General features: G+C 67.4%; 10 protein-coding genes and 2 rRNA genes. 6 read left to right on the top strand and 6 right to left on the bottom strand.

The features are described from left to right. Positions 1 to 48: 48 nt before the first annotated feature. Positions 49 to 3,170: ribosomal RNA gene (locus OG933_RS35975) — 23S ribosomal RNA — on the bottom strand. Positions 3,171 to 3,492: 322 nt separating this feature from the next. Continuing rightward, positions 3,493 to 5,018, bottom strand: a 16S ribosomal RNA gene (locus tag OG933_RS35970). Together the 16S and 23S rRNA genes form the textbook arrangement of a ribosomal RNA operon. A 572-nt stretch (positions 5,019 to 5,590) precedes the next feature. Between OG933_RS35970 and OG933_RS35965 the strand changes: the two genes are divergently transcribed. Further along, positions 5,591 to 6,040 carry a PTS glucose transporter subunit IIA gene (locus OG933_RS35965; protein ID WP_057606810.1) on the top strand — a complete coding sequence of 150 codons (450 nt, stop codon included), beginning with the start codon at positions 5,591 to 5,593 and terminating at the stop codon, positions 6,038 to 6,040. A 77-nt stretch (positions 6,041 to 6,117) separates the two neighbouring features. Continuing rightward, complete coding sequence (gene ptsP / locus OG933_RS35960; protein ID WP_405631051.1) at positions 6,118 to 7,788, top strand: phosphoenolpyruvate--protein phosphotransferase; 1,671 nt, start codon at positions 6,118 to 6,120, stop codon at positions 7,786 to 7,788. A 96-nt stretch (positions 7,789 to 7,884) separates the two neighbouring features. Here ptsP and OG933_RS35955 read toward each other — a convergent pair whose 3' ends face one another. Next, a complete protein-coding gene (locus tag OG933_RS35955) occupies positions 7,885 to 8,778 on the bottom strand; it encodes a hypothetical protein (RefSeq protein WP_405631049.1) in 894 nt (297 codons plus the stop codon). A 254-nt stretch (positions 8,779 to 9,032) separates the two neighbouring features. Next, on the bottom strand, positions 9,033 to 11,009 hold the full coding sequence (locus OG933_RS35950; protein ID WP_405631046.1) for an acetoacetate--CoA ligase: 1,977 nt from the start codon (positions 11,007 to 11,009) through the stop codon (positions 9,033 to 9,035). 214 nt (positions 11,010 to 11,223) lie between these two features. Between OG933_RS35950 and OG933_RS35945 the strand changes: the two genes are divergently transcribed. After that, positions 11,224 to 13,602, top strand: a complete 2,379-nt coding sequence (locus OG933_RS35945; RefSeq protein WP_405631043.1) for a TIM-barrel domain-containing protein — start codon at positions 11,224 to 11,226, stop codon at positions 13,600 to 13,602. Here OG933_RS35945 and OG933_RS35940 read toward each other — a convergent pair. Both OG933_RS35940 and OG933_RS35935 read right to left on the bottom strand, forming a co-directional pair. Then, on the bottom strand, positions 13,593 to 14,129 hold the full coding sequence (locus OG933_RS35940; protein ID WP_362529769.1) for an NUDIX domain-containing protein: 537 nt from the start codon (positions 14,127 to 14,129) through the stop codon (positions 13,593 to 13,595). The two genes, OG933_RS35945 and OG933_RS35940, sit on opposite strands and share 10 nt — an antisense overlap. Positions 14,130 to 14,176: 47 nt before the next feature. After that, on the bottom strand, positions 14,177 to 14,986 hold the full coding sequence (locus OG933_RS35935) for a M15 family metallopeptidase (protein WP_405631042.1): 810 nt from the start codon (positions 14,984 to 14,986) through the stop codon (positions 14,177 to 14,179). A gap of 97 nt (positions 14,987 to 15,083) precedes the next feature. Here OG933_RS35935 and OG933_RS35930 point away from each other — a divergent pair, with 97 nt between their 5' ends. The 3 genes from OG933_RS35930 to OG933_RS35920 all read left to right on the top strand — a co-directional run bounded on the left by OG933_RS35930 (position 15,084) and on the right by OG933_RS35920 (position 18,556). Beyond that, positions 15,084 to 15,506: a zinc ribbon domain-containing protein gene (locus OG933_RS35930; RefSeq protein ID WP_362529795.1), complete on the top strand. Its 423-nt coding sequence runs from the start codon at positions 15,084 to 15,086 to the stop codon at positions 15,504 to 15,506. Next, complete coding sequence (locus OG933_RS35925) at positions 15,506 to 16,696, top strand: lipid-transfer protein (protein ID WP_405631039.1); 1,191 nt, start codon at positions 15,506 to 15,508, stop codon at positions 16,694 to 16,696. Before OG933_RS35930 ends, OG933_RS35925 begins: the two co-directional genes overlap by 1 nt. A gap of 174 nt (positions 16,697 to 16,870) precedes the next feature. Then, a complete protein-coding gene (locus OG933_RS35920) occupies positions 16,871 to 18,556 on the top strand; it encodes an EAL domain-containing protein (protein WP_405631036.1) in 1,686 nt (561 codons plus the stop codon). Positions 18,557 to 19,062 lie beyond the last annotated feature (506 nt).

The following is a 19,062-nucleotide window of genomic DNA, read 5'->3' as shown; positions in this document are numbered from 1 at the left end:
ATGGGGCCGTTCGTGGTTTCAGAACCAACACAGTGGACGCGAGCAACTGAGGACAAGCCCTCGGCCTATTAGTACCAGTCAGCTTCACCCATTACTGGGCTTCCACATCCGGCCTATCAACCCAGTCGTCTACTGGGAGCCTTAACCCCTCAAGGGGGTGGGAATACTCATCTCGAAGCAGGCTTCCCGCTTAGATGCTTTCAGCGGTTATCCCTCCCGAACGTAGCCAACCAGCCATGCCCTTGGCAGAACAACTGGCACACCAGAGGTTCGTCCGTCCCGGTCCTCTCGTACTAGGGACAGCCCTTCTCAATATTCCTGCGCGCGCAGCGGATAGGGACCGAACTGTCTCACGACGTTCTAAACCCAGCTCGCGTACCGCTTTAATGGGCGAACAGCCCAACCCTTGGGACCGACTCCAGCCCCAGGATGCGACGAGCCGACATCGAGGTGCCAAACCATCCCGTCGATATGGACTCTTGGGGAAGATCAGCCTGTTATCCCCGGGGTACCTTTTATCCGTTGAGCGACGGCGCTTCCACAAGCCACCGCCGGATCACTAGTCCCGACTTTCGTCCCTGCTCGACCCGTCGGTCTCACAGTCAAGCTCCCTTGTGCACTTACACTCAACACCTGATTGCCAACCAGGCTGAGGGAACCTTTGGGCGCCTCCGTTACTCTTTAGGAGGCAACCGCCCCAGTTAAACTACCCATCAGACACTGTCCCTGATCCGGATCACGGACCCAGGTTAGACATCCAGCACGACCAGAGTGGTATTTCAACGGCGACTCACCGTGAACTGGCGTCCACGTTTCAAAGTCTCCCACCTATCCTACACAAGCCGAACCGAACACCAATATCAAACTGTAGTAAAGGTCCCGGGGTCTTTCCGTCCTGCTGCGCGAAACGAGCATCTTTACTCGTAGTGCAATTTCACCGGGCCTATGGTTGAGACAGTCGAGAAGTCGTTACGCCATTCGTGCAGGTCGGAACTTACCCGACAAGGAATTTCGCTACCTTAGGATGGTTATAGTTACCACCGCCGTTTACTGGCGCTTAAGTTCTCAGCTTCGCCACCCCGAAGAGTGACTAACCGGTCCCCTTAACGTTCCAGCACCGGGCAGGCGTCAGTCCGTATACATCGCCTTACGGCTTCGCACGGACCTGTGTTTTTAGTAAACAGTCGCTTCTCGCTGGTCTCTGCGGCCACCCCCAGCTCGAGCAGCAAGTGCTCTCACCAGACGTGGCCCCCTTCTCCCGAAGTTACGGGGGCATTTTGCCGAGTTCCTTAACCATAGTTCACCCGAACGCCTCGGTATTCTCTACCTGACCACCTGAGTCGGTTTAGGGTACGGGCCGCCATGAAACTCGCTAGAGGCTTTTCTCGACAGCATAGGATCATCCACTTCGCCACAATCGGCTCGGCATCAGGTCTCAGACTATGTGAACGGCGGATTTGCCTACCGTTCGTCCTACACCCTTACCCCGGGACAACCACCGCCCGGGATGGACTACCTTCCTGCGTCACCCCATCACTCACCTACTGCAAGTCTGGTTCGTCGGCTCCACCACTTTCCTTTCCCCGAAGGGTCCGGAACGGCTTCACGGACTTAGCATCGCCTGGTTCAATGTTTGACGCTTCACAGCGGGTACCGGAATATCAACCGGTTATCCATCGACTACGCCTGTCGGCCTCGCCTTAGGTCCCGACTTACCCTGGGCAGATCAGCTTGACCCAGGAACCCTTAGTCAATCGGCGCACACGTTTCTCACGTGTGTATCGCTACTCATGCCTGCATTCTCACTCGTGAACCGTCCACAACTCGCTTCCGCGGCTGCTTCACCCGGCACACGACGCTCCCCTACCCATCCATACAGGCGTTGGCCCTATTGTATGAATGACACGACTTCGGCGGTACGCTTGAGCCCCGCTACATTGTCGGCGCGGAATCACTAGACCAGTGAGCTATTACGCACTCTTTCAAGGGTGGCTGCTTCTAAGCCAACCTCCTGGTTGTCTGTGCGACTCCACATCCTTTCCCACTTAGCGTACGCTTAGGGGCCTTAGTCGATGCTCTGGGCTGTTTCCCTCTCGACCATGGAGCTTATCCCCCACAGTCTCACTGCCGCGCTCTCACTTACCGGCATTCGGAGTTTGGCTAAGGTCAGTAACCCGGTAGGGCCCATCGCCTATCCAGTGCTCTACCTCCGGCAAGAAACACACGACGCTGCACCTAAATGCATTTCGGGGAGAACCAGCTATCACGGAGTTTGATTGGCCTTTCACCCCTAACCACAGGTCATCCCCCAGGTTTTCAACCCTGGTGGGTTCGGTCCTCCACGAAGTCTTACCTCCGCTTCAACCTGCCCATGGCTAGATCACTCCGCTTCGGGTCTTGAGCGTGCTACTGAAACGCCCTATTCGGACTCGCTTTCGCTACGGCTTCCCCACTCGGGTTAACCTCGCAACACACCGCAAACTCGCAGGCTCATTCTTCAAAAGGCACGCAGTCACGACGCATCGAGTAAACTCAATGCGCGACGCTCCCACGGCTTGTAGGCACACGGTTTCAGGTACTATTTCACTCCGCTCCCGCGGTACTTTTCACCATTCCCTCACGGTACTATCCGCTATCGGTCACCAGGGAATATTTAGGCTTAGCGGGTGGTCCCGCCAGATTCACACGGGATTTCTCGGGCCCCGTGCTACTTGGGTGTCTCTCAAACGAGCCGTTGACGTTTCGACTACGGGGGTCTTACCCTCTACGCCGGACCTTTCGCATGTCCTTCGCCTACATCAACGGTTTCTGACTCGTCTCACAGCCGGCAGACTGTGAAAGAGAGATCCCACAACCCCGTACACGCAACCCCTGCCGGGTCTCACACGTATACGGTTTGGCCTCATCCGGTTTCGCTCGCCACTACTCCCGGAATCACGGTTGTTTTCTCTTCCTGCGGGTACTGAGATGTTTCACTTCCCCGCGTTCCCTCCACACTGCCTATGTGTTCAGCAGCGGGTGACAGCCCATGACGACTGCCGGGTTTCCCCATTCGGAAACCCCCGGATCAAAGCCTGGTTGACGACTCCCCGGGGACTATCGTGGCCTCCCACGTCCTTCATCGGTTCCTGGTGCCAAGGCATCCACCGTGCGCCCTTAAAAACTTGGCCACAGATGCTCGCGTCCACTGTGCAGTTCTCAAACAACGACCAGCCACCCATCACCCCGAACCCTTAACGGTTTCGAGTGCACTGGGGCCGGCATCAGAAGGACGAGCAAACGCTCGCACCCTCAGATACCCAACAGCGTGCCCGACCCGGTCGCGTCCGGAGATGATGCTTTCCACGCCCTTACGGACAGTACTTGCAGCCTCCGACCCGTGAACCGGACCGAATAATCAACGTTCCACCCATGAGCAACCAGCATCGGACGTACGCCGATGTACTGGCCTCTGACCTCACCCCGAAGGGATCGGTAAGAAGTGCTCCTTAGAAAGGAGGTGATCCAGCCGCACCTTCCGGTACGGCTACCTTGTTACGACTTCGTCCCAATCGCCAGTCCCACCTTCGACAGCTCCCTCCCACAAGGGGTTGGGCCACCGGCTTCGGGTGTTACCGACTTTCGTGACGTGACGGGCGGTGTGTACAAGGCCCGGGAACGTATTCACCGCAGCAATGCTGATCTGCGATTACTAGCAACTCCGACTTCATGGGGTCGAGTTGCAGACCCCAATCCGAACTGAGACCGGCTTTTTGAGATTCGCTCCACCTCACGGTTTCGCAGCTCTTTGTACCGGCCATTGTAGCACGTGTGCAGCCCAAGACATAAGGGGCATGATGACTTGACGTCGTCCCCACCTTCCTCCGAGTTGACCCCGGCAGTCTCCTGTGAGTCCCCATCACCCCGAAGGGCATGCTGGCAACACAGAACAAGGGTTGCGCTCGTTGCGGGACTTAACCCAACATCTCACGACACGAGCTGACGACAGCCATGCACCACCTGTACACCGACCACAAGGGGGCGCCTGTCTCCAGACGTTTCCGGTGTATGTCAAGCCTTGGTAAGGTTCTTCGCGTTGCGTCGAATTAAGCCACATGCTCCGCTGCTTGTGCGGGCCCCCGTCAATTCCTTTGAGTTTTAGCCTTGCGGCCGTACTCCCCAGGCGGGGAACTTAATGCGTTAGCTGCGGCACCGACGACGTGGAATGTCGCCAACACCTAGTTCCCACCGTTTACGGCGTGGACTACCAGGGTATCTAATCCTGTTCGCTCCCCACGCTTTCGCTCCTCAGCGTCAGTAATGGCCCAGAGATCCGCCTTCGCCACCGGTGTTCCTCCTGATATCTGCGCATTTCACCGCTACACCAGGAATTCCGATCTCCCCTACCACACTCTAGTCTGCCCGTATCGAATGCAGACCCGGGGTTAAGCCCCGGGCTTTCACATCCGACGTGACAGACCGCCTACGAGCTCTTTACGCCCAATAATTCCGGACAACGCTTGCGCCCTACGTATTACCGCGGCTGCTGGCACGTAGTTAGCCGGCGCTTCTTCTGCAGGTACCGTCACTTTCGCTTCTTCCCTGCTGAAAGAGGTTTACAACCCGAAGGCCGTCATCCCTCACGCGGCGTCGCTGCATCAGGCTTTCGCCCATTGTGCAATATTCCCCACTGCTGCCTCCCGTAGGAGTCTGGGCCGTGTCTCAGTCCCAGTGTGGCCGGTCGCCCTCTCAGGCCGGCTACCCGTCGTCGCCTTGGTGAGCCATTACCTCACCAACAAGCTGATAGGCCGCGGGCTCATCCTTCACCGCCGGAGCTTTTAACCTCCACCCATGCGAGTGGAAGTATTATCCGGTATTAGACCCCGTTTCCAGGGCTTGTCCCAGAGTGAAGGGCAGATTGCCCACGTGTTACTCACCCGTTCGCCACTAATCCCCACCGAAGTGGTTCATCGTTCGACTTGCATGTGTTAAGCACGCCGCCAGCGTTCGTCCTGAGCCAGGATCAAACTCTCCGTGAATGTTTACCGGTTATCCGGTCGACACCACGAGAGCGGAACAGCCAGGCGGAATAAGCCCGGCCGTTCACAGCGTCCTCGCTGTGTTTTGTTTCAAAGGAACCTCATCCTCGGCTATCACTGCCGGGGACGGGGTATCAACATATCTGGCGTTGATTTTTGGCACGCTGTTGAGTTCTCAAGGAACGGACGCTTCCTTTGTACTCACCCGAGAGACTCTCTCAGGCTTTCCTCCGGGCGCTTCCCTTCGGCCTTGCGTTTCCGACTCTATCAGGGTTTTTCCGGCCCCCTGACCACCGTTCCGCAGACATGCGGAAGATGATCCAGAGATAGGATCTGACAAGTTGGGTGCTGCTCGATAAGCGCGCTTGATCGCGTCACTCACCCTCAAGCAGGAGTACGACTGTACACGGGGCCGCGGAGACGCTGCAAATCGACTACGCTAGTGGTCTAGACCACGGATCGGGTGCTCTCGTGCGGAACCGGTACTTCATATGACATACCCTGCTGCACAGTGCGCCGACCTGGACAAGCAGTGACGGCCCATATACATCTCCACCCCTGGGAGGCTTCCCATGACCACCGTGACGTCCCCTCTAGTAGGACGCGCCATCGGGCTGGCGGCCGTGCCGGACCCGGTCTTCTCCGGGGCCATGGTCGGCCCGGGCACGGCGATCGACCCGGTGCGTGAGCCTTCCGAGGCCGTCGCACCCGTGGACGGAGTCATCGTCTCCCTCCACCCGCACGCCTTCGTCGTCGTCGACTCCGAGGGACATGGGGTACTCACCCATCTCGGCATCGACACCGTGCAGCTCAACGGCGAGGGCTTCGAGCTCCTGGTGAACAAGGGCGACACCGTGACGCGCGGGCAGAGCATCGTGCGATGGAACCCGGCCGCGGTCGAGGAGGCCGGCAAGTCCCCGGTGTGCCCGGTCGTCGCGCTGGAGGCCACGGCCGACGCGCTCGGCGAACTCCGTGAAGACGGCGATGTCAAAGCCGGCGACGCTCTCTTTTCCTGGCAGTAGTACTGACGCCGTCATACCGACGGCACAGGACAACCACCGCGGCGGCGGGACCCGCCGCACTATCGGAGACGGGTGAGATGGAGACAACGCTGCGAGGCGTCGGCGTGAGTCACGGTGTGGCGATCGGCGAGGTTCGGCACATGGGAACGGCGGTGCTCGAACCGCCCGCCAAGCAGATCCCGGCGGAGGATGCGGAGCGCGAACAGGGGCGCGCCCGCAAGGCCGTGGAGGCTGTGGCAGCCGATCTGATGGCGCGCGGCAATCTGGCGGGGGGCGAAGCCCAGGCGGTGCTCGAGGCGCAGGCCATGATGGCGCAGGATCCCGAGCTGATGGTCGACGTGGACCGGCGTATCGCCGTCGGAAGCACGGCCGAGCGTGCCGTGTACGACGCGTTCGCCGCCTACCGGGAGCTGCTGGCGGGAGCCGGCGAGTACCTCGCCGGTCGTGTGGCCGACCTCGACGATGTGCGGAATCGTATCGTCGCCCGTCTGCTGGGCGTCCCGATGCCCGGTGTCCCGGACAGTGACGAGCCCTACGTGCTGGTGGCCCGGGACCTGGCGCCCGCCGACACCGCGCTGCTGGACCCGACTCTCGTGCTCGGTTTCGTCACCGAGGAAGGCGGGCCGACGAGTCACAGCGCCATCCTGGCGCGGGCACTCGGTGTGCCTGCCGTGGTGGCTCTGCCGGGTGCCGGTGAAATCGCCGAGGGAACGGTGATCGCCGTGGACGGCAGCACCGGCGACGTCTTCGTGAACCCCAGCGACGAGAAGAAGGCCCAGCTCGAGGCCGCGGCCGCCGAGCGCAGGGCGGCACTGTCCGCCTCGACCGGCCCGGGTGCCACCGCCGACGGTCACAAGGTGCCGCTGCTGGCGAACGTCGGAGGCCCTGCCGACGTGCCGGCTGCCGTGGAGGCCGGCGCTGAGGGAGTGGGGCTCTTCCGTACCGAGTTCCTCTTCCTCGACGACAGCAAGAGCGCGCCGTCCGAGGAGAAGCAGGTCCAGGCCTACCGACAGGTGCTCGAGGCGTTCCCCGAGGGACGAGTCGTCGTGCGGGTACTGGATGCGGGCGCCGACAAGCCGCTGGACTTCCTCACTCCGGCCGACGAGCCCAACCCGGCTCTGGGCGTGCGCGGGCTTCGGACCCTGCTGGACCACCCCGACGTCCTGCGGACCCAGCTGACCGCGTTGGCGAAGGCCGCCGAGGGGCTGCCTGTCTACCTCGAGGTCATGGCGCCGATGGTGGCGGACCGTGCCGACGCGAAGGCGTTCGCGGACGCCTGTCGTGAGGCGGGGCTGCGGGCGAAGTTCGGCGCGATGGTGGAGATCCCGTCGGCCGCTCTGCGGGCTCGTTCGATCCTGCAGGAGGTCGAGTTCCTGTCGCTGGGTACGAACGACCTCGCGCAGTACACCTTCGCCGCCGACCGGCAGGTGGGTGCGGTGTCCCGGCTGCAGGACCCGTGGCAGCCCGCGCTGCTGGACCTCGTGGCACTGTCCGCCGAGGCGGCACGGGCGGAGGGCAAGAGCTGCGGTGTCTGTGGCGAGGCCGCGTCCGATCCGCTGCTCGCATGTGTGCTGACGGGTCTGGGCGTCACCTCTCTTTCCATGGGGGCGGCGTCGATTCCTTACGTCCGGACCGCGCTGGCGAAGTACACGCTGGCGCAGTGTGAGCGTGCCGCGGCTGCCGCGCGTGCGGCGGACAGCGCCGAGGAAGCGCGCAGCGCGGCGCAGGCCGTGCTCTCCGGCGAGTAGTCGGTTCCGGTCGGCGATCGGCCGGTGAGCAGGGGCGCTCCGCCTTCGGGTGGAGCGCCCCTGCTGCGTGTGAGCGTCCTGGTTCTTCCCTTGCGGTCAGTGGCTGTGGCCCGGTGTCTTTTCCTCCGGGCCGAGCTCCGGCGGGAAGCAGTAGTCCACGTTGGACTCGGGTGAGATGAGGTCGCCGGACTCCACGTCGGTGCAGTAGGCGTCGAAGACCTCGCCTGCGGTCAGGGGTTCGAGGCCGTCGCCGCGCAGCCGCCAGCCGTAGATCCGGTCGGAGGTGTCGGGGGCGGTGGTGCGCATGACCAGGCCGCCAGGGCTCTGGGTGGCGAGGCCCAGGGCGAGGACGGTGGTGAACTCGAGCGCTTCGGCCTCGTCGAGTCGGGTGGCGCCCTCGGCCTCCTCGTCCGCGTGCAGGACGGCGACCAGGGTCTCGGGTGTGCCGGTCACGCTGCACACGAGGTGGCGGTTGCCGGGTGGCGCCGTGTCGAGGATGCGGCCGACGAGGTCCGATGCGCGGGTGAAGGCGGCGCGGCCGATGTCCTCGCCGCAGGTGGCGCAGGCGCCGAGGCGGGCGAGCAGAGTGGCCGCGTACTCCCAGGTCGCCTGGCGTACGGCTTCGTCGACGAGGGCGGGCAGGAGATCGGCGAGGGGCTGGCCCTCGTAGGCGATGGTGGGGCCCGTGGTCGCGAGCTCGGCCGTGAAGCGGGTGCGGTGAGCGGGGATGTCGGGGTCGAGTCCCCTGCCGGTGCAGTACTCGGCGTATTCCTGGGGGTCGAAGAGGGCCACGGTGGTGTGGGTGCCTTGCATGGCGCGTGTCTTCAGAAGGTCTTCGACCTGTTGGAGGTAGACGGCGTGATCGTCGAACGCGAAGGTGCGGTAGCGCCGCATGGCACGGAAGTCGTGTTCGTCGGTGAGCAGGCCGATGGTGCCGGCGATCTCACGGCGCAGGACGCGTCGCATGGTCCGGTGGTCGGTGTGTGCCATGTTTCCCCCTGTGTGCACAGTCGATCAATGCTCACTCACAGTAATCGACGGCACTGACAACGGGCCCTCGCCCGATCGGGCCAGAGGCCCCGAGGCACGGAAACATGCAGGTCATGGAGATTTCGTGGGTGCAGGTGAGGCAGCCGGGTGACCCGGTGACGATCACGGCGGTGACGGCGAGTGGCGGGGGCGCTCAAAGCCGGTCGGCCTCGGACTTCGTGGTGGTACCGGGTGAGTCCGAGGCTTCCGGCGGCTCAGGCCCGCTTGCGGGCGAGGTCCTCGTAGAAGTGCAGGAGGTCGAGGTTGTCGATGGAACCCGGGTTGACCGCCTTTTCCAGTGGAGTGCCCTGGAGGAGGCGTTTGACCGGGACCTCGATGCGTTTGCCGGTGAGGGTGTGCGGGACTCCGGGTACCTCGATGACCTCGTCGGGGACGTGGCGCGGCGAGAGCTGTTCGCGGATGGCCTGTTTGATGCGGCCGAGGAGGGCCTCGTCGAGTGCGGCTCCCGGGGCGAGGTGTACGAAGAGGGGCATCCAGTAGCCGCCGGCGGGCTGCTCGATACCGATGACCAGGGATTCCTTGATCTCGGGGAGTCGTTCGACGACCTCGTAGATGTCGGCGGAGCCCATGCGTACGCCCTGGCGGTTGAGCGTGGAGTCGGAGCGGCCGTGGATGACGACCGAACCGCGTGAGGTGACGGTGATCCAGTCGCCGTGGCGCCACACGCCGGGGTAGGTGTCGAAGTAGCTGTCGTGGTAGCGGCTGCCGTCGGGGTCGTTCCAGAACCGGACCGGCATGGACGGCATGGGGTTGGTGACGACGAGTTCGCCCACCTCGTCGATCACGGGGTGGCCGTTCGCGTCCCAGGACTGCAGGTCGGTGCCGAGGCCGGGTGCCTGGAGTTCGCCGGTGTGGACCGGGAGCGTCGGGACGGCCCCGGCGAAGCAGGAGCACACGTCCGTGCCGCCGCTGACGGAGGCGATCCACAGGTCGGCCCGGCTCGCCGCGAACTCGTCGTGGAGCCAGCGGAAGCCGTCGGGCGGGAGCGGGGATCCCGTGGTGGCGACGCACTGGACCTTGGAGAGGTCGAAGTCGCGGGCCGGGTGCACTTCCGCCTTGCGGCAGGCCATGACGTACGCGGCGGAGGTGCCGTAGAGGGTGGCGCCGGTGCGTTCGGCGATCCGCCACTGGGCGCCCGTGTCGGGATAGCCGGGGCTGCCGTCGTAGAGGACGATCGTCGTGCCGGTGAGCAGGCCGGAGACGAGGAAGTTCCACATCATCCAGCCGGTCGAGGTGTACCAGAAGAAACGATCCTCGGGGCCCAGGTCGCAGTGCAGGCCGAGCTGCTTGAGGTGTTCGATCAGGATGCCGCCCTGCGACTGGACGATGGCCTTGGGCAGGCCGGTCGTACCGGAGGAGTAGAGCACCCAGAGGGGGTGGTCGAAGGGAACCGGTTCAAAGACGGGTGCCTCGTCCGCGGCCGTCAGGGCCGACCATTCCAGGGCTCCCCGGGGCGGTTCCGTGCCCAGCAGGGGGATGTGGACGACGGCGCGCAGGGTGGGCAGTTCGGCGCGGAGTTCGGCGACGACGTCACGGCGGTCGTGCTCCTTGCCGCCGTAGCGGTAGCCGTCGACCGTGAAGAGGACGACGGGTTCGACCTGCTGGAAGCGGTCGAGGACGCTGCGGGCGCCGAAGTCGGGGGCGCAGGAGGTCCAGACACCGCCCACGGCGGCCGTCGCGAGGAACGCCACCACGGCCTGCGGGATGTTCGGGAGGTAGCCGCTGACCCGGTCACCGGGGCGGACGCCGAGGGCACGCAGTTCACCGGCCAGTGAACCGACCTGGCGGCGCAGCTCGGACCAGGTCACCGGGCTCGGTTCATGCGTCTCGTCGACGTACAGCAGGGCCGGTTCGGCCGGGCGGGTGGCGGCCGCGCGGAGCGCGTGCTCGGCGTAGTTCAGCGTCGCACCGGGGAACCACTGGGCGCCGGGCATGGAGCGGTCGCCCAGCACGCGCGCGTAGGGCGTCGAGAACCGTACTTCGAACCACTCCGTGACGGCTTTCCAGAACGTCTCCAGCTCGTCCACGGACCAGCGGTGCAGTGCCGGATATCCGCCTTCGGACGGGGCTCCGTGCTGGTCGGCCGCCCAGGCCTGGAACTTGGTGACCTGGGCCTGGGCGATGCGCTGCGGGTCGGGCCGCCAGAGCGGCTCGGGGTTCAGGGTCGGCATGGGGCGGCTCCCGGGCTGTACGCGTCGTGTGCGTTGCCCGCGCACGAGCTGGGGTAGTGCGCGTGACGCGGCTGACACGGACGATGCCATGTGATCGACTTCTGCACCAGGGTGGGCTCCCCACAGTCCGTCTCGTGAAGATGTGGCCTCACCACGGGTGAACGGCAGTTGAACGACCCGCGCGCGTGACGCGGTCAGTGACAGGGTGAACAGCATGGACGGTCGTGACCTGGTGCGTTCGATGAAGGCGGTCGGTTCCGCGGGAGCTGCCCAGGGTCTGCGCACGGTGCGGGCGGCCTGGCGCAGGAACCGTGCCGACGCCGCCGGGCTGCCGGTGCGGGGTCCCGAGCGTGCGCGGGTGCCGGGTGCGGTGCAGGAGGCGGAGCCGGGGCCCGGTGGTGGGACGCTCCGGTTCAGTCGCTCCGAGCTGAGGATCCGCGTCGCCGTGAGCGGCGCGGTGTTCTGGGGTTGGGACGGTGCCGAGCCCGAGCCGTCGTACGCGCTGGCCGGCCGCTGTCCTGAGCCGGATCCCCGAGCGGTTCTGGAGCCCGACAAGGACGGCGGATGGCGCGTGATCGCCGAACGGGTGACGGTCGTGGTCTCACGGCACGGTGCCATCGACGTGTGCACGCCCGGAGGCGTGATGCTGCGGCGGGAGCTGCCGCCCCGGTGGTGGGAACCGGAGGAGGGTGGCCCGGCGCGCTGGATGCAGCGTTCGGAGGTGGCGGCGGACGCGCGCTTCTTCGGTCTCGGCGGGCGGGCGTCCGGGCCGCGGCTGCGCGACGGGACGTACCGGCTGTGGAACACCGATCCCGGGCACGCGTTCGGGCGGGGGGACGATCCGCTCCCCCTCGCGATGCCGGTGCAGCTGGTGGTGGCCGACGCGGGCACTCATCTGGTGTTCCACGACACCTCCTGGGACGGCACGGTCACGCTGCGGGAGGGCACGGAGGGGGCGGGCTCGGGGCACGACCGGTCCGGGGCGTGCGAGGTGCGGATGGCGGGCGGTCCGTTGCGCTGCTGGGTGGTGGTGGGCACCCCCGCGCGCGTGCTGCTCGCCTGGGTCGCGCTCACCGGGGCGCCCGCGCTGCCGCCCGCGTGGGCGCTGGGTCATCAGCTCGCGGGCCGGGGCCTCGGGAGCGAGGAGGAGGTGCGCCGGACCGTGGCGGGCCATCAGGAGCACGGTCTGCCGCTCGATGCCGTCCACCTCGGCATCGGCCACTACGACGAGCACCAGGTGTTCACCGTCGACCAGGAGCGTTTCCCGAAACTGGCGGTGCTCTCCGAGGAACTGCGTCGGGACGGGATACGTCTGGTGTCGGCCGTCGGCCCGGCGGTCAAGGCCACGCCGGGCAACGCCGTGTACGACGGTGGGGTGGCCGAGGACGCGTTCGTGCGGGGCGCGTCGGGTCGGCTCGTCACGGCGTTGGCGTCGCCCGGGGAGGCCGTTTTCCCGGACTTCACGCACGCACGCGTGCGGCAGTGGTGGGGAGGTCTCCACGCGGAGCGGATCGCGCAGGGCTTCGCCGGCTTCTGGCACGACATGGACGAACCGACGGTGTTCGCCGCTTTCGGGGAGTCGACGTTGCCCCGGTCGGCGCGGCACGCCCTGGAGGGTCGCGGGGGTGACCATCGCGAGGCCCACAACGTGTACGGGCTGTGCATGGCCTCGGCGACCTACGAGGGGGTGCGGGACCTGGTTCCGGACCAGCGTCCCTTCGTCTTCTCGCGGTCCGGCTGGGCGGGCGTGCAGCGCTACGGCGGCACCTGGTCCGGGGTCGCCGTCGCGGGCTGGCCGGGGTTGCGGGCGTCACTGTCGTTGGTGCTGGGGCTGGGGCTGTGCGGAGTGCCGTATTCAGGCCCGGACACGGGCGGTTTCGACGGTGGTCCGTCGCCCGAGCTGTATCTGCGCCGGCTCCAGCTGGGCGCGTACCTGCCGCTGTTCCGCACGCACACGAGCGTGCGGGCGGGGCAGCGGGAGCCGTGGGAGTTCGGTCCCGAGGTGTTGGAGCACGCGCGTGTGGCGCTCGTCGAGCGTAGGCGGCTGCTGCCGTACTACGTGACGCTGGCGCATCTGGCCCGGCGTACCGGAGCCCCCTATGTCCGTCCGGTGTGGTGGGGGGCGCCCGGCAACCGGGCGTTGCGGGACTGCGAGGACGCCTTCCTGCTGGGTGACTGCCTCCTGGTGGCGCCGGTGCTCGGCCCCGGCGGCGACCGGCGAGCGGTGCAGTTGCCGCGGGGGCGCTGGTACGACACGGCGACGGAGCGGGCTTACCAGGGGCCGGGGCAGGTGCTCGTGGATGCCCCGCTGTCGCGTGTCCCGGTGCTCGCGCGCGCGGGTGCCGTCATACCGGTGCGCGGAGACGACGGCCGGCTGGAGTTGGAGGTGTGGGCGCCGGTGCGAGGGCGGACGGGTGGCGGTGTGGTCGTGCGGGACGCGGGCGACGGCTGGGACGAGCCGGAGGTCGAACGGTACGTCGCCCGCTGGGAGGGGCCGCGGGTCGTCGTCGAGCGGGAGGCTGCGGACGGCGTGCGGGTGCCGTCCCACCCGGTGCGGGTACGCGGGCTCGACGAGCGCCGAGCTCAGATGTAGCGGCCCTCGAAGAACGCCCGCACGGCGAGTGTGTGCAGGGGGAAGGCGAGTTCCTCCTGTCCGCGCAGCAGGTGCCAGCCCTCGGTCTCGTCCGTGGGGGCGGTCGCCGGGAGACGGTCCGCGGGACGCTCCGGCAGCAGCCCGAAGAGCAGCAGGTGGCCGCCGGGAGAGCTCATGGCGTCGGCCAGCCGCACGTCACGGGGCGCTGCCTCGATGCCGGTCTCCTCCATGAGTTCGCGTACGACGGCCTGGCGCCAGTCCTCGCGGTCGTCGATGTAACCGCCGGGCAGGGCGATGCCCCCGCGCGCGGGGGCGATGGTTCGGGTGATGACGACCAGGGCGGTGCCCTTCGTGTCGTACACGGGCTGGAGCGCGACGGCGACCGGCAGCGGGTTGCGGTAGGTCACGGTGGCGCAGACCGGACAGGTGCGGGGCCAGCCGGTGGCGCCCTCCCCGTAGGGCGCTCCGCAACTCGAACAGTGGGAGTCGCGCGCGGAGTTCGAAGTGGAGTGCAGATTTTCGGACACGCGGCGGAGCGTATCCGATCTTGGGGAGGGCGTCGTACGGAGGCGGCTCAATACCTCTGGGCCAGCGACCTGGCGGACACGGGGAAGTCGAAGTAGGTGTCGGGGTAGGGCTCGGGCTTGAAGGTGTAGTGCCACCACTCCTCGGCGAGATTCACGAAGCCGAGGTTTTCCAGAGTGCTTTTCAGGAGCGTCCGGTTGGCGCGCTGCTGCCCCTGGATGCGCGGGTCCAGGGTGTGGGCCAAGGTGTCGAAGCAGTCGAAGCCGGTGCCCATGTCGACCGAGTTGTCGGGGAAGCGCTGCTGTTGTGGGGCGTGGCACGGCACGAGGGGTTCACCGGGCACGTAGGGCCTGGTCGGGGTGGCGGGGAGCCTGACGATGGTCAGGTCCATGGTCGAACCGCGGCTGTGCCCGGACTTGGCGGCGATGTAGCCGTCCTCGAACAGACGGGTCTTGTCGACGTTCGGGTAGAACTCGCCTTTGAGCTGCTCGTCGTTCAGGTCCTCGGCCCAGCGGACGAAGTGGTTCACGGCGCGCTGGGGGCGATAGCAGTCGTAAACCTTGAGTGTGTAGCCCTGGCTCAGCAGGTTCGTCTGGGCCTTGTGCAGGGCCTCGGCGGCCGGCCGGGTGAGGATGCAGATCGGCTGCCGGTAACCGTCGATGCGCTCCCCGACGAAGTTGTGCGGGGTGAAGTAGCGCATCTCCTGAAGGATCGTCGGGTCAACGGTTCTCAGGGCCACGAAGTCCGCTGGGGCCACGGGGTCGGCGTTCGCCCGCGCGGTGGTGGAGGCGGCGGTCACGGTCAGCAGGGCGACGAGCACGGCGACGACACCGCGTACTGCGCCGGAGAGTCGTGTCATGTCTCCTGCCCTGCCCATTTCAGCACGCCCGTGACACACTTCTGACGTTCCGTCAGGCATGCTGTCGGGAGGGGCCATGTCACGCACACGCACACCCGTGGTCACGGGCTGGTTCGTCGGGGACGGGGACGACTTCAGGCTGCTCGGCACACGCTGCTCGGCATGCCGGTCGGTCTTCTTCCCGCGCGAGGACACGCACTGCCGCAACCCGGGCTGCGGGGGCGGCGATCTGACGGAGGTCCCGCTGTCGCGGCGGGGGCGCGTCTGGTCGTACACGGACAGCCGGTACCGCCCTCCGTCACCCTATGTGACCGATCCGGAACTTCCGTGGGAGCCGTACGCGTTGATCGCTGTGGAGCTGGAGTCCGAGCGGATCGTGGTGCTGGGACAGGCGGTTCCCGGGGTCACCGTCGCCGATCTGGCGGTGGGCATGGAGATGGAGGTCGTCCCGGGCGTGCTCGACGAGGACGCGGAGACGACCTGGACGACCTGGCGATGGCGGCCGACGGGGGTGGCGTGATGACGGCAGAGGTGGCGGTGCTCGGCGCCGGGATGCATCCGTGGGGCAAGTGGGGGCGCGGCTTCGTCGAGTACGGCGTGAAGGCGGCGCGCGCGGCCCTCGCGGACGCCGGTGTGGACTGGCGGGACGTCGGTTCGATCGTGGGCGCGGACACGGTGCGTGGCGGCTATCCGGGATATGTGGCCGGGGCGACGTTCGCCAGGGCCCTGGGGTGGCAGGGCGCCCGCGTCGCGAGCGTCTACGCGGCCTGCGCGTCGGGCGCTCAGGCGATCAACACGGCCCGGGCCCAGATCCTCGCGGGCCTGGCGGACGTGGTGCTCGTGGTGGGGGCCGACGCCGCCCCCAAGGGCTTCTTCCGGCCTGCGGGCGGGGACCGGCCGGACGACCCCGACTGGCTGCGGTTCCGGGTGCTCGGCGCGACCAATCCGACGTACTTCGGGCTGTACGCGCGCAGGCGCATGGCCGTGCACGGGGACACGCCGGAGGACTTCGCCCAGGTCAAGGTGAAGAACGCCGCCATGGGCGCGCTGAACCCGAACGCGCGCTACCGGAAGCGGGTGACGGCGGAGGAGGTCGCCGCCTCCGCGGTGGTCGCCGATCCGCTGCGACTGCTGGACATCTGCGCGACGTCGGACGGCGGGGCGGCGCTGGTGCTGTCCAGTATGGAGTTCGCCCGACGGCACGGGGCGGCGGAGCCGGTGCGCATCAGGGCGGTGTCCACCGTGACGCCCCGGTACCCCAACACGGTGCTGGACCTGCCGGACATCGCGACCGACTCCGCGGTGGGGGTGGAGCCCGGCGGGGAAGCCTTCCGGGCCTCCATCGCCCGCGCCGCCTACGAAGAGGCCGGCATCGGGCCCGAGGACCTGTCCCTCGCCGAGGTCTACGACCTGTCCACCGCACTGGAGTTGCAGTGGTACGAGGATCTGGGGCTGTGCGGCGAGGGCGAGGCCGCCAAGTCGCTGCGGGAGGGCGTGACGGCGCCGGGCGGCCGTATACCGGTGAACCCGAGCGGTGGACTCGCCTCCTTCGGCGAGGCGGTGCCGGCGCAGGCCATCGCCCAGGTCTGCGAGGTCACGTGGCAGTTGCGGGGGCAGGCCGGCGATCGCCAGATCCCGGACGCGCGCGTGGCCATCACGGCGAACCAGGGGCTGTTCGGGCATGGTTCGGCGGTGGTCGCGGTGCGGTGAGGAGGACCCGACGCCTCCGTGTCACCTGTCCCGCTCAGCCCCTCCCCCGGAGCCACTCGACCCCTGCCACCTGTCCCGCTCGACCCCTCTCACCCTCCGTGTTCACCTCGGAATCCTGTGTGAACGTCTCATGAACTGCGCCTGGGCGCACGCCCGCAGCGCAATCATGCTGCCGTGCACTCCTGGACGGACACTCTCCGCTTCGCCTTCCAGCCCGTGGTCAACCTGACCACCGGAGGGGTCGCGGGGCTGGAGATACTCGCCCGCCCGGAGGCCGGCGACATCCTGGCGCAGGCTCGCCGGGATCCCGAACTCGACTGCCGACTGGCCGTGTTGGCGTTTCGCGCGGCGGCCCGCAAGGAGACCCTGCTGCCCCTTCATGTGAACGTGTTCGCCGGCACTCTGGCCGATCTCGGCGGACTCACCGCGCTGCACGACGCCGTGCGCGAGGCGGGGCGCTTGCCCTGGGAGGTCACGCTCGATGTCGTTCCGCCCTACACGCACGTCCCGCAGCCCGCTCTTCTGGAGGCCCTGGCGGCACTCCGGGACCAGGGCTTCCGCATCAGCGCGGACGGGGTCGGGGACGGGGACGCACCGCTGCGGCTGCTCGTCGACATCGCGCCGGACCTGCTCAAGCTCGACGCCTCGCTCCTGGCACGGCCCTCGGCGGTCAGGGCGATGCGGACACTGTGCGACGAATTGGGGGCGCTGCTGGTCGTCGAGGGCGTGGAGACCGAGCTCCAGTGCGCGGCCGCGATGTCGGCCGGGGCGCAGCTGGCGCAGGGCACACTCTTCGCGCCGCCGAGCCGGTTGCCGGTCGCCGACGTGTACGTTCCGCCGCTCGGTCCCGCCGTCCTGCCGGCGCTCCGGTCGGGGCCGTCGGTACGGGAGTTCGTCCGGCCGGCCGCCCTGCTGTCCGCGACCGCCTCCGCCGGTCAGGTACGGGCGCTGCTGACCGGCTCGCCGGACGTGTCCGGGGTGCTGCTCGTGGACCGCGCGGGGGTCCCCGTCCGGTCGGTGCACCGGTCACGCTTCCTGCTGTCGATGTCCGGGCGCTACGGCCATGCCCTGTACGCGGACCGTCCCGCGGCCAAGCTCGGTGATCCGCCGCGGACGGTGGGCGTCGACGCGACGGCGTGGGAGGTGCTGGACGTGGTCGCGGTCGGCGACCGGGACCGCACCTCCGACGACGTCGCCGTCGTCGACCGCAACGGGCGCTGCGTGGGTGTCGTCCGGCTCGCGGACCTCGTACGGGCGTTGGCCGAGAGCCGGGTCGAGGAGGCGGCCGGTCTGAATCCGCTGACGCGGCTGCCCGGTTCGGACGCGATCACCGGGGAGGTGGACCGGAGGATCGCCGAGGGGCGCATGTTCGCGCTGAGCTGGCTGGACATCGACCACTTCAAACAGGTCAACGACGGCGCCGGGTTCGCGGCGGGTGACGAGCTCATCCGGTCGGTGGGGCGGGCACTGCAGTTGACCGCGTCGGGGAACGCGCGCGTGGGCCACATCGGCGGAGACGACTTCCTGGTGCTGGCCGATCCGGAAGGCCTGGAGCCGCTGGTCTCGACCGTGCTGGACGTGCCGTGGTCCGCTGGCGGAAGCCCGGTGACCTTGTCACTGGCCACGGTTCTGTGCCGGCCGGGCAGCGTGACGGATCACCGCCAGGCGGCGGCGTGGCTGGCGCCCTTGAAGAAGGCTGCGAAGTCGTTGCGCGGGGCGAGCTGGGTGGTCGGGCACGCGGGGCTGGCCGAATACCAGGTCCGGCGCGGTTCCCAGCCGATGACTCCTGCGGGGACGGGGGCGGGGACGGGGGCGGGGACGGGGACGGCCGGGGCGGAGTCCGCGAGCGGGCTGACCTGACGTCAGCGACCGCACGGCCGGCCGAACCGGGAGGCGGCCGTCACGGGACGACGACCCGCCGGGTGCTCGGCAACTTCCGTGCGCCCTGCCGGAGTCCGGGTCCGGGTCGGGGCGGGGCGGGGTCGGGTCGGAGTCCGGATCGGGTCGGAGTCCGGATCGGCGCAGAGGGTCGGCATCAGGTGGACGGGAAGGGCGCTCCGGGGCACCGGGCCGGTGATCGGCGCCCCGCACGTCGGTGGCGCGGGCCGTCTCCCGCGTCTCCAACCGTTGCCGTCGGCCTCCTTGACGCTCCCTGGGTGCCGGTGAACACTTCCCGGTGTCAGCCGACATCGCCGTACATTCTCGGCTTGTCCAGGCACGCGCCACGCGGGCTCCCGATGCAAGGCCCACTCCCCCGGGGGCGATTCGGCTACGACGGCACGCTCGTCACGGACGCCGGGCGGGGCGCGGGTTCTCCCTGCCTCGGCTTCGGCAGCCACGGGAACCGCACCCTGTACGGAGCACCG

The sequence above is a fragment of the Streptomyces sp. NBC_00016 genome, from assembly GCF_045040885.1.
Lineage (GTDB): Bacteria > Actinomycetota > Actinomycetes > Streptomycetales > Streptomycetaceae > Streptomyces > Streptomyces coriariae.
This window is presented reverse-complemented; position numbering and strand designations above follow the sequence as displayed.

Excerpts from the sequence above, each read along its gene's own strand:
- OG933_RS35965 (WP_057606810.1), top strand. The coding sequence starts at position 5,591 with ATGACCACCGTGACGTCCCCTCTAGTAGGACGCGCCATCGGGCTGGCG.
- ptsP (WP_405631051.1), top strand. The coding sequence starts at position 6,118 with ATGGAGACAACGCTGCGAGGCGTCGGCGTGAGTCACGGTGTGGCGATC.
- OG933_RS35955 (WP_405631049.1), bottom strand. The coding sequence starts at position 8,778 with ATGGCACACACCGACCACCGGACCATGCGACGCGTCCTGCGCCGTGAG.
- OG933_RS35950 (WP_405631046.1), bottom strand. The coding sequence starts at position 11,009 with ATGCCGACCCTGAACCCCGAGCCGCTCTGGCGGCCCGACCCGCAGCGC.
- OG933_RS35945 (WP_405631043.1), top strand. The coding sequence starts at position 11,224 with ATGGACGGTCGTGACCTGGTGCGTTCGATGAAGGCGGTCGGTTCCGCG.
- OG933_RS35935 (WP_405631042.1), bottom strand. The coding sequence starts at position 14,986 with ATGACACGACTCTCCGGCGCAGTACGCGGTGTCGTCGCCGTGCTCGTC.
- OG933_RS35925 (WP_405631039.1), top strand. The coding sequence starts at position 15,506 with ATGACGGCAGAGGTGGCGGTGCTCGGCGCCGGGATGCATCCGTGGGGC.